This window comes from Anaerovorax odorimutans DSM 5092 (assembly GCF_000426305.1).
Classification (GTDB): Bacteria; Bacillota; Clostridia; order Peptostreptococcales; family Anaerovoracaceae; genus Anaerovorax; species Anaerovorax odorimutans.
Window position 1 is genome coordinate 1 of record NZ_AUFC01000023.1, and the last position, 14,853, is coordinate 14,853.

Annotated in this window: 15 protein-coding genes; 5 read left to right on the top strand and 10 right to left on the bottom strand. The window is 28.2% G+C overall.

Annotated elements, in window-relative coordinates; all coding sequences use genetic code 11:
- A complete protein-coding gene (locus K292_RS19550) occupies nucleotides 1–165 on the top strand; it encodes a transposase (protein ID WP_281168543.1) in 165 nt (54 codons plus the stop codon).
- Nucleotides 166–331: 166 nt separating this feature from the next.
- Here the strand turns inward: K292_RS19550 and K292_RS0109290 are convergent, their stop codons facing one another.
- The 10 genes from K292_RS0109290 to dnaA form a co-directional block, all read right to left on the bottom strand.
- Complete coding sequence (locus K292_RS0109290) at nucleotides 332–1,522, bottom strand: pyridoxal phosphate-dependent aminotransferase (protein ID WP_027399613.1); 1,191 nt, start codon at nucleotides 1,520–1,522, stop codon at nucleotides 332–334.
- Between the two features lie 316 nt (nucleotides 1,523–1,838).
- Nucleotides 1,839–2,819 (bottom strand): tryptophan--tRNA ligase, encoded by a 981-nt coding sequence (gene trpS, locus K292_RS0109295; RefSeq protein ID WP_027399614.1) that lies wholly within the window; start codon nucleotides 2,817–2,819, stop codon nucleotides 1,839–1,841.
- A 37-nt stretch (nucleotides 2,820–2,856) separates the two neighbouring features.
- Nucleotides 2,857–3,597 carry a SigB/SigF/SigG family RNA polymerase sigma factor gene (locus K292_RS0109300; RefSeq protein ID WP_027399615.1) on the bottom strand — a complete coding sequence of 247 codons (741 nt, stop codon included), beginning with the start codon at nucleotides 3,595–3,597 and terminating at the stop codon, nucleotides 2,857–2,859.
- A 14-nt stretch (nucleotides 3,598–3,611) separates the two neighbouring features.
- A complete protein-coding gene (locus K292_RS0109305) occupies nucleotides 3,612–4,016 on the bottom strand; it encodes an ATP-binding protein (RefSeq protein WP_027399616.1) in 405 nt (134 codons plus the stop codon).
- Nucleotides 4,017–4,046: 30 nt separating this feature from the next.
- Entirely contained in the window at nucleotides 4,047–4,358 is a 312-nt protein-coding gene (locus K292_RS0109310; protein ID WP_027399617.1) for an STAS domain-containing protein, read from the bottom strand.
- 60 nt (nucleotides 4,359–4,418) lie between these two features.
- Nucleotides 4,419–6,920: a DNA gyrase subunit A gene (gene gyrA, locus K292_RS0109315; protein ID WP_027399618.1), complete on the bottom strand. Its 2,502-nt coding sequence runs from the start codon at nucleotides 6,918–6,920 to the stop codon at nucleotides 4,419–4,421.
- Between the two features lie 12 nt (nucleotides 6,921–6,932).
- Nucleotides 6,933–8,855, bottom strand: a complete 1,923-nt coding sequence (gyrB, locus tag K292_RS0109320; protein WP_027399619.1) for a DNA topoisomerase (ATP-hydrolyzing) subunit B — start codon at nucleotides 8,853–8,855, stop codon at nucleotides 6,933–6,935.
- A 284-nt stretch (nucleotides 8,856–9,139) separates the two neighbouring features.
- On the bottom strand, nucleotides 9,140–10,243 hold the full coding sequence (gene recF / locus K292_RS0109325; protein ID WP_027399620.1) for a DNA replication/repair protein RecF: 1,104 nt from the start codon (nucleotides 10,241–10,243) through the stop codon (nucleotides 9,140–9,142).
- 67 nt (nucleotides 10,244–10,310) lie between these two features.
- A complete protein-coding gene (gene dnaN / locus K292_RS0109330) occupies nucleotides 10,311–11,420 on the bottom strand; it encodes a DNA polymerase III subunit beta (protein ID WP_027399621.1) in 1,110 nt (369 codons plus the stop codon).
- 227 nt (nucleotides 11,421–11,647) lie between these two features.
- On the bottom strand, nucleotides 11,648–12,979 hold the full coding sequence (gene dnaA / locus K292_RS0109335) for a chromosomal replication initiator protein DnaA (RefSeq protein WP_027399622.1): 1,332 nt from the start codon (nucleotides 12,977–12,979) through the stop codon (nucleotides 11,648–11,650).
- Nucleotides 12,980–13,330: 351 nt separating this feature from the next.
- Here dnaA and rpmH point away from each other — a divergent pair, with 351 nt between their 5' ends.
- From rpmH to K292_RS0109355, 4 genes are read left to right on the top strand one after another with little or no spacing between them, the layout of a single operon-like run.
- Nucleotides 13,331–13,465: a 50S ribosomal protein L34 gene (rpmH, locus tag K292_RS0109340; protein ID WP_027399623.1), complete on the top strand. Its 135-nt coding sequence runs from the start codon at nucleotides 13,331–13,333 to the stop codon at nucleotides 13,463–13,465.
- Between the two features lie 49 nt (nucleotides 13,466–13,514).
- Nucleotides 13,515–13,853 (top strand): ribonuclease P protein component, encoded by a 339-nt coding sequence (gene rnpA / locus K292_RS0109345; protein ID WP_027399624.1) that lies wholly within the window; start codon nucleotides 13,515–13,517, stop codon nucleotides 13,851–13,853.
- A gap of 18 nt (nucleotides 13,854–13,871) precedes the next feature.
- Nucleotides 13,872–14,081 (top strand): membrane protein insertion efficiency factor YidD, encoded by a 210-nt coding sequence (gene yidD, locus K292_RS0109350; protein WP_027399625.1) that lies wholly within the window; start codon nucleotides 13,872–13,874, stop codon nucleotides 14,079–14,081.
- Between the two features lie 50 nt (nucleotides 14,082–14,131).
- Entirely contained in the window at nucleotides 14,132–14,818 is a 687-nt protein-coding gene (locus tag K292_RS0109355) for a YidC/Oxa1 family membrane protein insertase (protein WP_037372932.1), read from the top strand.
- The last annotated feature ends 35 nt before the right edge of the window (nucleotides 14,819–14,853 follow it).

The following is a 14,853-nucleotide window of genomic DNA, read 5'->3' on the forward strand; positions in this document are numbered from 1 at the left end:
ATTCAATCAGAGGGAACTTTTGGAATAATAAAATGGAACAGGTCTTACAAAAGACTATTTAGGAGAGGACTTAAAGGAGTAATTCTTGAACTTACTTTAATTTCTTGTGGTTACAACTTATATAAATATCACAATAAGCGAAATCGAGTTGCATTGGTGGCATAATAGAAATCGAAAAATAGCCTTCAAAAAGATAACTCCTTATTTTGTGCACTCATTTTTCAATGATATATATTGAAAGCACTATAAAAATTAAAAATCCATCATCATCGAAATTATCTCCGATGATGATGGATTTTTTTAGAGACTTATTTTACAGCCCCTTTTATTATTATTTATTATTATAGGCTTCTATTCCCTTTGCAAGTATATACATTGCTCTTTCTAATTTATCTTCTTCCAAGATATATGCAATTCTTATTTCATCTTTTCCTAATCCTTCTGTCGCATAAAATCCATCGGCAGGAGCTGCCATAACAGTTTCTCCATCAATATCAAAATTTTGCAGCATCCAAATAAGAAATTCTGTAGTATCTTCTACAGGAAGCTTACATACCACATAAAATGCCCCTTCGGGTTTTTCACAAATCACTCCCGGAATTTTTATAAGATTATTGTAAATTATATTTCTTCTTTTCTCAAATTCGCTTCTTATTTCATTAATTACTCTAAATCCAGTGGAATACAAACCTACTGCTCCTTGCTGTTCAATAGTGGAAACAGCAAGACGACCTTGACATAATTTTGATATTACTGAAAAGAACTCTTTATTTTTTGAAATTACAACTCCAATTCTAGCACCGCAAGCATTAAATCTTTTAGATACACTGTCTATAATCACTAATCTATCTTGAATATTATCAATATACCCAAAACTTTTAATTTTCCTTCCATCAAATACCATTTCTCTGTAAACTTCATCAGCAACAATAAACAAATCATATTTTAAAGCCATATCACAAATAGCTTCAATTTCTTCATCTGTAAGTACACTGCCCGTTGGATTACCTGGATTTGTTACCCATATAGCTTTTGTTTTTGGCGTTATTTTTGATTCTAAATCTTTTTTACTAAAATGAAATCCATTTTCTGCATAAGTAGTTACAGGAACAGGAGTGGCTCCTGTTATAGTAAAAAATGTATTATAATTCGAATAATATGGTTCAAATATTATATATTCATCTTCTGGATTTGTAAGAGCCAGCAATGTAAATAATACGGCTTCTGTTCCCCCTGTTGTTATTGCAATATTATCTTTTTCTATATCTATACCTGATTCATTATAATATTTTTGTACTGCCAAAATAAGCTCAGGAATACCGTTTGAAGGCATATATTCAATTGTAGGCTCATTATATTCTCTTATTCTATCATAATATTCTTTTGGAACTCTTAAGTCAGGCTGCCCTATATTTAGTTTATAAATTTTTTTTCCTTTTATTTCAGCTTCATCAGCATACTTTGTTAGCTTTCTTACTGATGAAGGTTTCATACTTAACATTTTATTTGATAACTGTTTCATTATAAAATCTCCCTATTTTTGATTAATATAAATTAATCCTATCTATTTATTTAAATCTTTAACATTTATAAAAATTTTATTAACAATGAATTTAATTATATATCGTTTCATATATATATTTCAATATAAAATTAAGTAAAAATTAGTTTTTTATATAATTTCTATTGATAAATTTGAATTATATTAACTTTTTCCGAAAATATTATGGTTTTTATTATAATTAATAATTAAAAAAAACACCCTATAAATAAAAAAATCTGAATTTATTATATTCAGATTTCCTTATTTAAACATATATTATAATTTCTTTTATTAATTACAAACCTAATCCAAACTTATCTTTTACCCTTTTAATAGTTTTTTCTGAGATTGCATTTGCCCTTTCTGCGCCATCTCTTAATATGTCCAATAATTCTTTCGAATTTCTTATTTCGTTGAAATTCTTTTGTATTGGAGATATTGAATCATTTACTACAGATACTAAATCTTTTTTAAATTCTCCATATCCTATTCCTTCATATTTTTTTTCAATATCATTAATACTGATTCCGGAAAAAGCACTGTAGATATTTAATAAATTACTGATTCCCGGTTTATTTTCTATATCAAATCTAACTATACCATCTGAATCAGTTGTTGCTTTCATAATAGACTTTTTTATTTTATTTGAATCATCTAAAAGTGATATCCTGCTGTGAATATTTTCTGCACTCTTACTCATCTTTGATGTGGGATCATCAAGTGACATTATTCTGGCACCTGCCTTTAAAAATCTTCCATCAGGTATTATAAAAGTTTTTCCGTATTTATTATTAATTCTTTCTGCTATATCTCTTGTTATTTCTATATGTTGTTTTTGATCATTGCCCACAGGAACTACATCTGTATCATATAATAAGATATCTGCTGCCATTAAAATAGGATAAGTAAAAAGTCCTGTAGGTGCTGATTCACTACCCTTGCTTTTTTGTTTAAATTGAGTCATCCTTGAAAGTTCACCGGTATAAGAATTACACATTAGAATCCATGAAAGTTCTGCATGTCCTGGAACATCAGATTGTACGAAAATAATTGATTTTTTTGGATCTAGCCCTACTGCTAGATATAAAGCTGCTACATCCAGTATATTTTTTCTGAGAATTTTCGGATCTTGAGGAACAGTTATTGAATGCATATCAACAATACAATAAATACATTCATTACTATCTTGCAATTCCACAAATTGTTTCAATGCTCCTAAATAATTTCCAATATGTATATTTCCTGTAGGCTGCACACCCGAAAACACTCGTTTCATAATTTTCCTCCGTACATTTTAATTTATTAAAAGTAAACTACCTATAATATTCTTGTTTAAATTTTTCTTTTAATTTTTTTTCTATTCTTGATATGGTCATCTGAGAAACTCCCATAGATTTAGCAATATCTTGCTGAGTTTCATTTTTGAAAAATCTGCGATTAAAAATTTCTTTTTCGTTATCAGATAAATCTTTCATTACAGTTTTAATCAATTCAGCATTTTCAAAGCTGTCATATCCAGATTCTTTAACACCAGTAAATTTTTCCAATGATGCATCTTCATCTTCACCTTCTTCAAATTTTTGATTTAAAGAATATGTACCATATGATTTTCCACCTTCCATAGCTTCTAGAATTTCTTCATCTGTATATCCTAAATACTCTGCTATTTCTGAAATTGTAGGTGTTCTGTATAATTTCCCATATAAAATTTCTTTTGCTTTTGGAATTTGAGATGATATTTCTTTTAAACGTCTTGGCACCTTTATTGCCCATCCCTTATCTCTGAAATATCTTTTTATTTCCCCAATAATAGTAGGCGTTGCAAAACTTGTAAATTCAAATCCTTTACTCATATCATATCTTTCCACAGCAAAAACTAAGGCCATAGAACCAACCTGATATAAATCATCGTATTCTACGCCTTTATTTAAATATTTTTTTACTAATATATCAACCATATAAAGATATTTTTCCACAATTTGATTTCTGATATCAATACTCTTTGTACGGTTATACTCTTCAAAAAGTTCTTTGTTATTAATTTCAGCGGCCATTGCCTACCTCTTTATTATTTACAATATTTTACCATTTTAATACTGGTTCCAGTGCCTATATCTGAACAAATAATAACTTCATCCATCAATGCTTTTATAATAAAAACCCCAAGACCTCCCTGTTTAGGACAATCAATATTGGGTTCCTTATAATTATTTATATCATAACCACCTGCCTGATCAATAATTGAAATTATCAATTTATTATTACCAATTTCACAATCAACCTCATAACTACTGCAAAACCCTACTTGACCATGGCAAACAACATTTGTACATGCTTCTGAAACGGCTACCTTAATATCCTCTATAGCTTCAATGTCAAAACCTGCATGATTAGCCAAAGATGATATTGCAAGTCTAACCATTCCTACATATTCAGGTTTACCAGGTACTGAAAGTTTCAATATATCTGACATTTCAATTCTCCTCTTTCTATGGTTTTAGATTTAAGGACATAGCACTTTATCTAAATTAGTGATACTAAGCAATTTTTTAATATTATCTTTTGGATTTAAAAGGATTATAGATTTATTATTTTCTTTCATTTTTCCATAAGCTCCAATCATTACACCAAGTCCTGTACTATCAATATAATTTAAATCAGTTAAATCTAATTCTATATTTGATTGGTTTATTTCATAAGCTTCTTCTATTTTAGCTTTCAGCTTAGAAGCAGTAAATAAATCTATTTCACCTTCAAGCTTTAAATCCCATTTATTCAATTCTTGATTATAATTGCTTTGTATTTGTAGTGACATTTTACTTCCTCCGCTTATCTATACCCTAAGAAATAGACATTTAAACTCTTTTATGATATTTTAAATTTCTAATTTTAATTGATTTTTATCATTATCTTTCAAATGACTTTCCAAATCTAAATCTACATCTTCTTCTTTTATAACTTTTGCCAATGTAATGATATTAGCATCTTCAGATACTTTCATAATTTTAACACCTTGAGTAGCTCTGCCAAGTTTTGAAACTTCTCCTGCATTAATTCTTATTATAATTCCATCAGAATTAATAAGTAAAACTTCATCATCTTCATTTACTACCATAGCACCTATCAATGCACCTGTTTTATTAAACTTACCTTTATCATATGTTAAAAGCCCTTTTCCTCCTCTGGTTTGTACCTTATATTCATTTACAGAGGTTCTCTTACCATAGCCATTTTGTGTCACAACTAATAATTCTTCATCTCTTTCTGCAAGCTCCATAGCAACTACTTCATCATCTTTTTCAAGTTTTATTGCTCTTACGCCACCGGCTATTCTTCCCATACTTCTTACATCTTCTTCAGAGAAACAAATACATTTTCCATTTTTTGTAACGATAATAACATTACTTGTACCTGTTGTTTGTTTTATGCCTATTAATTCATCATTATCTTTTAGATTAATAGCTATAAGACCTGTTTTTCTGTTTGTATCAAACTGAGAAAGTGGAGTTTTCTTTATAGTTCCATGTTTTGTTACAGCGATCAAATACTTATCTTCATCAAAATTTTGAATAGGTATAACCGCAGTAATTCTTTCACGCTGCATTAAATTTAAAAAATTAACCGCAGGTGTTCCTTTAGCTGTCCTTGTTGCTTCAGGAATTTCATATGCTTTGATTTTATGAGCTTTTCCCGTATTTGTAAAGAACATTAAATAATCATGGGTTGAAGTCATAATCAAATTCTTAACAAAATCATTTTCTCTTGTTGTAAGTGCTGTAATTCCTTTTCCTCCACGTTTTTGTGTTTTATAAGTATCAGCAGAGATTCTTTTTATATATCCAAGATGTGTAAGAGTAACTGCAACCTTTTCTTCTTGTATAAGATCTTCATCATCTAAATCTTCTGCATCGGATTGTATATCAGTTTTTCTCTCATCACCAAATTTTTTCTTAATCTCAAGGAGCTCTTCTTTTATAATATTCATTAAAATTGATTCGTCAGCAAGAATTTGTTTAAACCATGCTATCTGCTTCATTAATTCAGCATATTCATTCTCAATTTTTTCTCTTTCCAAGCCTTGTAATCTGGCAAGTCTCATATCTAAAATTGCTTGTGCCTGAATTTCTGAAAGTCCAAAACGTTCAATTAATTTTGCTTTTGCATCGTTATAGCTTTCTCTTATTGTTCTTATTACTTCATCAATATTATCAAGAGCAATTCTCAGTCCTTCTAATATATGAGCCCTCTCTTCAGCTTTTCTTAAATCAAATATTGTTCTTCTTGTTACAACATCTTTCTGATGCTTTAAATATTCTTCAAGTATATCTTTAAGATTTAAAATTTTAGGCTGCCCATCAACTAAGGCAATCATAATAATGCTGTAGGTATCTTGAAGCTGTGTATGCTTATACAATCTATTAAGTGTAATCTGAGGATTTGCATCTTTTTTTAATTCAATTACTATACGCATTCCATTTCTGTCAGATTCATCTCTTATATCTGCTATATGTTCTAATCTTTTATCTCTGACAAGCTCAGCAATTTTTTCTATTACTCTTGATTTATTAACCTGATATGGAATTTCAGTAAAAACAATCTGTGTCTTACCCTTTGAAGTTTCTTCAAATTCAACTTTTGCTCTTACTTTTACTTTCCCTTGACCTGTTCTGTATGCTTCCTTTACAGCATTTCTTCCCATTATAATGGCACCTGTAGGAAAATCAGGCGCTTTTACAATCTTTATTAAATCTTCTACATCAGCTTCTGTATCATCAATTAATTTTACTGTAGCATCTATTACATCATTTAAATTATGAGGTGGAATTGACGTTGCCATTCCAACTGCAATACCATTTGATCCATTTACAAGTAAATTAGGAAATCTTGACGGAAGAACAACGGGTTCAGATTCTTCTTCATCAAAATTAGGCATGAAATCCACAGTTTCTTTTTCAATATCTCTTAGCATCTGTAATGCAAAAGGAGTCATTCGTGCTTCTGTGTAACGCATTGCTGCTGCACCATCTCCATCTACAGAACCAAAATTTCCATGTCCATCAACTAATTTATATCTAATTGAAAAATCTTGAGCCATTCTTACCATGGCATCATAAATAGAACTATCACCGTGAGGGTGATATTTACCCATTACTTCACCCACAATACGAGCGGATTTTTTATGCGGTTTATCAGGTGTAACACCTAGTTCACTCATTCCATATAATATTCTTCTATGAACAGGCTTAAGACCATCTCTAACATCTGGAAGAGCTCTTCCCACAATGACACTCATAGCATAATCTATATATGAATTTTTCATTTCATCGTGGATTTCGTGTTGAAGTAATTTCGTATCATCTAAAAAACTTGTTGTCATTTAACCCACCCCCTATATATCTAAATTTTTAACATATTTAGCATTTTCTTCTATAAATTGTCTTCTCGGAGGTACTTTATCTCCCATTAGAGTTGTAAATATTTCATCTGCAGCAGTTACATCATCTATAGTTACTTGTATTAAAGTCCTGTTGTTATAATCCATTGTTGTCTCCCAAAGTTGATGAAAATCCATTTCTCCAAGACCTTTATATCTTTGTATATTTGCTTTACCAGGCTTGTCTGACAAATCAGCCATTAATTTTTCTTGATCTCTTTCAGAATAAGTATAATGTACTTCTTTTCCTTTTTTAGTTTGGAAAAGAGGCGGCTGCGCTATATAAACATATCCTCCTTCAATAAGAGGAGTCATATATCTATAGAAAAATGTTAATAAAAGTGTTCTTATATGAGCACCATCAACGTCAGCATCTGTCATTATAATGATTTTATGATAACGTAATTTTTCCTCATTAAATTCTTCACCTATATTACAGCCAAAAGCCGTAATCATATTTTTTATTTCTTCTGAATTTAAAATTTTATCCAGTCTTGCCTTTTCTACATTAAGAATTTTACCTCTCAAAGGTAGGATAGCTTGTCTCTTTCTATCTCTTCCTGATTTTGCAGAACCACCCGCAGAATCTCCTTCGACTAAGAAAATTTCTGAAATTGCTGGATCTTTTTCTGAACAATCAGCTAATTTTCCTGGAAGAGTAAGACCGTCTAAAACTCCTTTTCTTCTCGTAAGTTCTCTTGCTTTTCTTGCAGCTTCTCTGGCTCTTGCTGCTCTTAAACATTTATCTATAATAATTTTAGCTTGCTGAGGATTCTCTTCCAAAAAACCTGTAAGATTTTCATTTGTAGTAGTTTCTACAAAACCTCTCATCTCACTGTTTCCAAGCTTTGTTTTGGTCTGACCTTCAAATTGCGGATTTGTAAGTTTTACAGAAATTATAGCAGTTAATCCTTCTCTTACATCTTCACCTGAAAGTGCTTCTTCGTTTTCTTTTATAAATTTATTTTTCTTGGCATAATCATTAAATACTCTTGTTAAAGCTGATTTAAAGCCAATCATATGAGTACCACCTTCTGTGGTATTTATATTATTTGCATAAGAAAGTATGAGTTCATTGTAACGATCGGTATACTGCATAGCAACTTCAACTTCCAATTCATCATCTTTTTGATATTCAAAATAAATTATATCAGGATGTATCACTTCTTTATTTTTATTTTGATGCTTTACAAATTCCTTTATTCCACCCTCATAATGAAATACATCAAGCTTTTCCTTGCCTTCTCTTTCATCTTTTAAAGTAATTTTTATTCCTTTATTTAGAAAAGCCATTTCTCTGAATCTATGTTCTAAAATATTATAATCAAATTCCAATTCTTCAAATATTTCATAATCAGGTTTAAACATAGTTTTAGAGCCAGTATTTGTTGATTCACCAACTACTGTAAGAGGTGTCTGTGTCTTGCCTCTGGAATAACTTTGACTGTAAATTTTTCCATTTCTTTTTATTTCTACTTCCATGAATTCAGATAATGCATTTACTACAGATGCACCTACACCATGAAGACCACCGGAAACCTTATATCCTCCGCCTCCGAATTTTCCACCGGCATGTAATACAGTATGTATTACTTCTACTGCAGGAAGTCCTAATTTAGGATGTTTATCTACAGGCATACCTCTTCCATCATCTTCTACAACGATAGAATTATCCTCTTGAATTGTAATATTAATATTCTTGCAAAATCCTGCCAAAGCCTCATCTATACTATTATCGACTACTTCATAAACTAAATGATGTAACCCCTTAGGACCTGTACTCCCTATATACATACCAGGTCTTTTTCTAACAGGCTCAAGACCTTCTAATACTTGTATTTGCTCAGCATTATATTGTTGCTTTGTATCTGCTCCCATTTTTGACAATCTCACCTCTTTTTTCTTTTGAAAAAGTTCAAACAATTAAAATTGAGAACTTTTAGTATTTAAAACAGCAATTTTCTGTTCATCTATTTATTTAATAAATAATTTTATATAATTAAATAATTTTATATTAAACCATCATACATTTTATAATAAAAAATGGATTTTTACAAGAAATTTTATTAAAAAAGGATATTTATATATAATAACTCTATTTTTTCTTTTGTATGAAGATATTTAAGTGTTTAAAAACTAATATTTAATTTATATATATATATTTAATTTTCTACTAACTTTTTAACTATTCCGTTTTCTACAAAAAAAATAAATCCATTAGGTAAATTACATTTAAGTTCTTGCCCTATTTCAGTAGTAGTTATAAATAATTGAACTTGTCCCAATGAATTAATTAAATAAGATTGTCTTTCATAATCCAATTCCGACAAAACATCATCTAAAAGTAATACAGCATCTTCATTGCTTTCTTCTTTTATTAATTTTATTTCAGCTAATTTTAAAGAAAGTGCTGCTGTCCTTTGTTGGCCTTGTGAACCATAATGCCTGATATCAATATCATTGACACATATTTTTATATCATCTTTATGAGGACCTACTGTGGTAGTTCTTCTGAAAATATCATTTTTTTTATTATCACGAATTTTATTTATAAAAACTTCATTTTGATCTTCAACATTTTCACAAATTTTAATATTAGATTCATAATAAATTGTTAGATTTTCTTTGCAGTTTGTAATATTTTTATGTATTTCATTACTGATTTTATTTAATTTTTTAATAAAATCATTTCTTTGAAGTATTATTTTTGAGCCATATTCTGCTAATTTACAATTCCATATTGAAAGAACTTCATCATTTATTTCTGTTTGCTTTAATAATGCATTTCTTTGTTTTAGAATTTTTTTGTATATTGAAAGATTTTTAAAATATATTGGTTTTAACTGACAAAGTTCTCTATCTATAAATTTTCTTCTTTTTTCTGGTTCTTCTTTAACTATTTTTAAATCCTCTGGAGAAAATATTACAATTAACATATTTTCAAGAATATCAGAATTTTTTGTTGCCTTAATACCATCTATTTTTATTTGTTTTCCTTCTTTACCCAATATAATTTCTAAATCATGATCTTCAATATTTTTTGAATAAGAAACTTTAACTTTACTGTAATTCTCCCCAAATTTTATCATTTCTATATCTTTATTGGTTTTAAAAGATTTTCCTAAACTCATTATATATAAGCTTTCCAATAAATTTGTTTTTCCTTGGGCATTTTTACCTATAATGATATTAACTTTCTTGTGAAAATTTAAATCTAAATTTTTATAATTTCTAAAATCTTTTAATTTAACGTTTTTTATATACATATTTTTTCTTTCTTAACACAATATTATAAAATTATGCTTTTAAAATATTTTTTATATGCTCTATTACTTAATTATTTGACGAAATTCTAACAGGTAATACTAAATATTCGTAAGAATCTCCTTCTATAGGCTTTATTAAGCATGGTGTTATACTTGTATTAAATTCTAATTTTATTTCTTCATCATCTATTACTTTCAATACATCTAAAACATACTTTGAATTAAAGCCAATTTCAAGTTCATTTTCGCAGTTATTAATTAATATTTCTTCTTTTACATTTCCTTCTTCTGAACTAGAAGTAATTATTAATTTTTCGTTATATATTGATAATACTATTAAGTTATTTTTTCCATCTTTAGCTAATAATGAAGCTCTCTCAATACTATCTAAAAAATCAATTCTGTTTACAATTACATCTATCTCATGTTCTTTAGGTATAATATCTTTATATTTTATAAATTCGCCTTCTAAAAGTCTAAGAACAATTACTGTATCATTTAATAAAAATACTGCTTTTTTTTCATCTAAAATCATATATAATTCATTTTCTTCTTCTGTTTCAGATATAATTTTATTTATTTCATTTAAGATTCTTGCTGATATTATTATTTTTTTACTTTCATTATTTTTTACCATTTCTCTTGTAATAGCCATTCTAAAACCATCTAAGGCAATCATATTTAATGAGTCTTCTTCTATTTCTATTAATACTCCTGTAATAATACCTTTTGATTCATCAATACTTGCTGAAAATGAAGTCTTTTTTATCATTTCTTTTAAAATGTCTTTTTCAAAGTATATTTTATTTTCTGTATTAATTTCACCAATATTAGGAAATTCGTCAGCAGGCTGTCCTACTATTACAAACTTTGATGCATTACATTTTATATTAATATTATCATTTTCTTTTATAATTTCAACATCACCGCTTGGAAGTTTTCTTATAATGTCACTAAAAAGTTTTGCAGATACAACTGTTGCTCCTTCCTCTTCCACAGTAATGTTTATTTTTTTATCTATACTTATGTCTAAATCAGAAGCGGACAATGTTAATTGGTTGTTTTTTGCTTCTAATAGTATTCCTTTTAAAATAGGAATTGTTGTTTTTGAAGTTACAGCTTTTGATACAGTATTTAAAGCCTTTGATAATATTTGTTGATCACATGTAAATTTCATTATAATTCCTCCTAGTATTATATTGCAGGAAATTGTAAAACCATATTCCCAATTCTATAGTGTAATAAGTATGGGGCGAAGCGCTTATTTATTATATATATTTTATAGTAATAGTAATAATAAGGGCTGTGGATTTGTTAATAACTTATGTGGATAATTAAATTTCAATGTTTTTTGTTATTTTTAACATGTTAATATTGTGTAAAAGTTTTAATAAAAAATGTGGACTAATCTTCTTTAATATCTTTCTTTAAATTAGCAATAATTTCTTTTAAAGAATCATTGATTTTTAATTCTTTATCAATTTTGTCGTATGCATGCAAAACTGTTGTATGATCTCTGTTCCCAAAATATTCTCCTATTTTAGGTAGTGATAAATCTGTCATATCTCTACATAGATACATAGCTATTTGTCTAGGGTTTGAAAGATTTCTTGAACGTTTAGACGATTCTATATCAACTTGTTTTATATTAAAATATTTACATACATATTTTTTTATAAGATTAGGTGTAATTGTTTTATCTTTAGAAGAAAAAACATCTTTTAAAGCTTCTTTAGCTAAATCTTTGTTTATATTTCTGCCTGTCAAATTAGCATAAGCAATAACTCTTATAAAAGCGCCTTCAAGTTCTCTTATATTTGTTTGAATTTTATCTGCAATAACTTCTATAACCTCTAATAAAGCATCTGTTGTATTTACACCTTCAAGTTCAGCTTTATTTCTGAGAATTGCAACTCTTGTTTCATAATCAGGTGGTTGAATATCAGCAATAAGGCCCCATTCAAAACGGGAACGAAGCCTCTCTTCTAAAGTTGTCATATCTTTTGGAGGTCTATCACTTGATATGATGATTTGTTTATTTGCTTCATATAAAGTATTAAAAGTATGGAATATTTCTTCTTGTGTTCTATCCTTTTTTTCAATAAATTGAATATCGTCAATCAAGAGAACGTCAATACTTCTGTATTTATTTCTAAATTCTACGTTTTTATCTTCTCTTATTGCTTTTATAAGTTCATTTGTAAACATTTCCGTGGAAACATATAATACTTTAGTCTTTGGATTCTGCTGTAATATGTAATGTCCTATTGCGTGCATTAAATGAGTTTTTCCAAGTCCAGCACGCCCATATATGAATAATGGATTATAAGCTTTTGAAGGTGCTTCTGCAACAGCAAGTGATGCTGCATGGGCAAATCTATTGTTATTTCCTATAACAAATGTATTAAATATATATTTTGGATTTAAATAAAGCTCATCTGTAAAATGGTTTTCCATGCCATCAAAAGATTTGTTATTATCTGTTTCTTCATAAACGAAAATTACTTTTAAAGGTATTCCAAAAGATTCCTTTACAGCGCTTTCTATTACATTTATATATCTTCCTTCAAGTATAGATTTAGCCATATCGTTATATAAAGAAAGATATAACTTGTTCTCATTATAGTCAACTTTTTGAGGAACTAATGGACAAACCCAGGTATCATAACTTACTGCAGTCAGTTCAGGTTTTAATAATTCTAAAGTTTTTTGCCAATTTGCTGTTAAATCATTCATAGTTTTTTTCCTTTTTATATGTAAAATAATAATTAATAATATGTTCTATTATCATAACAAAAAAAGTTATCCACAAGCAATAAAAAATAAAAAATAATAAAAAAATATATTTTTACAAAGTTATCCACTACCTGTGTACAACTTTGTGCAAATTTTCCACAATAATAACAAAATGTACGATTATTTAAATTTGATTTAAGTTTATAAAATAAGATAAATACTTGAAATATATAAAACCATTGACATAAAAAAATTTTAAATGTATAATTATTAGGCGTGTATTGGATTAATAAATAAGGATTACAAAATAAGAGTAATTCTATATAAATTTTGAATAAGGAGGTGTTTTAAGTGAAACAGACTTTCCAACCTAAAGTGAGACAGAGAAAAAAAGAACATGGCTTTAGAAAAAGAATGAGTACTAAAAACGGTAGAAATGTTTTAAAAAGAAGAAGAGCAAGAGGAAGAAAAGAACTTACAGCATAGAGACCGCAAAAGTGGTCTTTTTGTTTTAGTTTTTTGTAAGGGGTTAATTATGCTGAAACCTAATGTTTTGAGAAGAAAAAAAGATTTTTCTACCATATACAAAGTAGGAAAATCTATTGGTGAAAGGTATATTGTTCTTTTTTACAGAAAAAATAATTTAGATTATAATAGAAAAGCATTTTTAGCTAGTAAAAAAGTCGGTAACAGCGTAATTAGAAATAGGGCACGAAGACTTATGAAACAAAGTTATAAAGAATTAGAAGAAAATATAAGTATAGGATATGATTTTATATTTATAGCCAGAAATACAATAAAAAATATGAAATGTGCGGATGTGAAAAAATCTATGGAAGCCGCTTTGATAAAAACAAAGATTATAAAGAAGTAATGTATTGAGGTTGATAAATTGAAAAATATAATTATAATTCTAATTAAAGGTTATCAAAAAATTATATCACCAATGTTTCCGGCTACTTGCCGGTTTTACCCTACATGTTCAACATATTTTATACAAGCTTTAGAAAAATATGGAGTAATTAAGGGTAGCTTTCTTGGAATTAAAAGGATTTTAAAATGTCATCCCTTTCATCCGGGAGGATATGATCCATTAAAGTGATTAGAAAAAAATAATTTATGTATAATTACATAAATTAGGGAGGATATTGAATGTACAATACAATTGTAGGAGTAGTAGCAAGACCTTTGGGAATGCTTCTAAGTTTGCTATACGATTATATAGGAAATTATGGAGTAACACTTATAGTATTTACAATAATTGTAAGAGCATGTTTGTTTCCTTTGTATGCAGATCAAATAAAGCATTCTACAAGAATGGCAGATATGCAGCCTAAAATGAAGGCGTTACAGAAAAAGTATGCAAATGATAGAGAAACTTTAAATATAAAGATGATGGAACTTTATAAAGAAGAAAAATTTAATCCAATGAGAGGTTGTTTGCCTATGTTGATTCAAATGCCTATAATTTTTGGATTGTTTGCTCTTTTAAGAAATCCTATGATATTTATTAAAGGAAATGAGATGTTAATGGCAATTCATGAATCATTTATTTGGATTCCTGATTTAAGCCAGCCTGATCCTTGGGTTTTACCTATACTTGCAGGTATTACAACATACTTTTCTTATACTTTAACACAGGCTCAAAATTCAATGGGTGATAATAATCAAATGTCCTCAATGATGAATATGATGAAGTATTTCTTTCCCATTATGATAGTTTGGATGGGAAGATCTTTTCCTGCAGGATTAGCAATGTATTGGTTTATAGGAACTTTTATTCAAGTTTTCCAAACTTTAGCGTTAAATAAATTAAAGAAAAATTTAAAAACCAAATAAGAGAATTGTAAGTAATTTTACGGAGGAAAATTAGA

Coding starts and splice junctions, on each gene's coding strand:
- K292_RS0109290 (WP_027399613.1), bottom strand. CDS start 1,522: ATGAAACAGTTATCAAATAAAATGTTAAGTATGAAACCTTCATCAGTA.
- trpS (WP_027399614.1), bottom strand. CDS start 2,819: ATGAAACGAGTGTTTTCGGGTGTGCAGCCTACAGGAAATATACATATT.
- K292_RS0109300 (WP_027399615.1), bottom strand. CDS start 3,597: ATGGCCGCTGAAATTAATAACAAAGAACTTTTTGAAGAGTATAACCGT.
- K292_RS0109305 (WP_027399616.1), bottom strand. CDS start 4,016: ATGTCAGATATATTGAAACTTTCAGTACCTGGTAAACCTGAATATGTA.
- K292_RS0109310 (WP_027399617.1), bottom strand. CDS start 4,358: ATGTCACTACAAATACAAAGCAATTATAATCAAGAATTGAATAAATGG.
- gyrA (WP_027399618.1), bottom strand. CDS start 6,920: ATGACAACAAGTTTTTTAGATGATACGAAATTACTTCAACACGAAATC.
- gyrB (WP_027399619.1), bottom strand. CDS start 8,855: ATGGGAGCAGATACAAAGCAACAATATAATGCTGAGCAAATACAAGTA.
- recF (WP_027399620.1), bottom strand. CDS start 10,243: ATGTATATAAAAAACGTTAAATTAAAAGATTTTAGAAATTATAAAAAT.
- dnaN (WP_027399621.1), bottom strand. CDS start 11,420: ATGAAATTTACATGTGATCAACAAATATTATCAAAGGCTTTAAATACT.
- dnaA (WP_027399622.1), bottom strand. CDS start 12,979: ATGAATGATTTAACAGCAAATTGGCAAAAAACTTTAGAATTATTAAAA.
- rnpA (WP_027399624.1), top strand. CDS start 13,515: ATGCTGAAACCTAATGTTTTGAGAAGAAAAAAAGATTTTTCTACCATA.
- K292_RS0109355 (WP_037372932.1), top strand. CDS start 14,132: ATGTACAATACAATTGTAGGAGTAGTAGCAAGACCTTTGGGAATGCTT.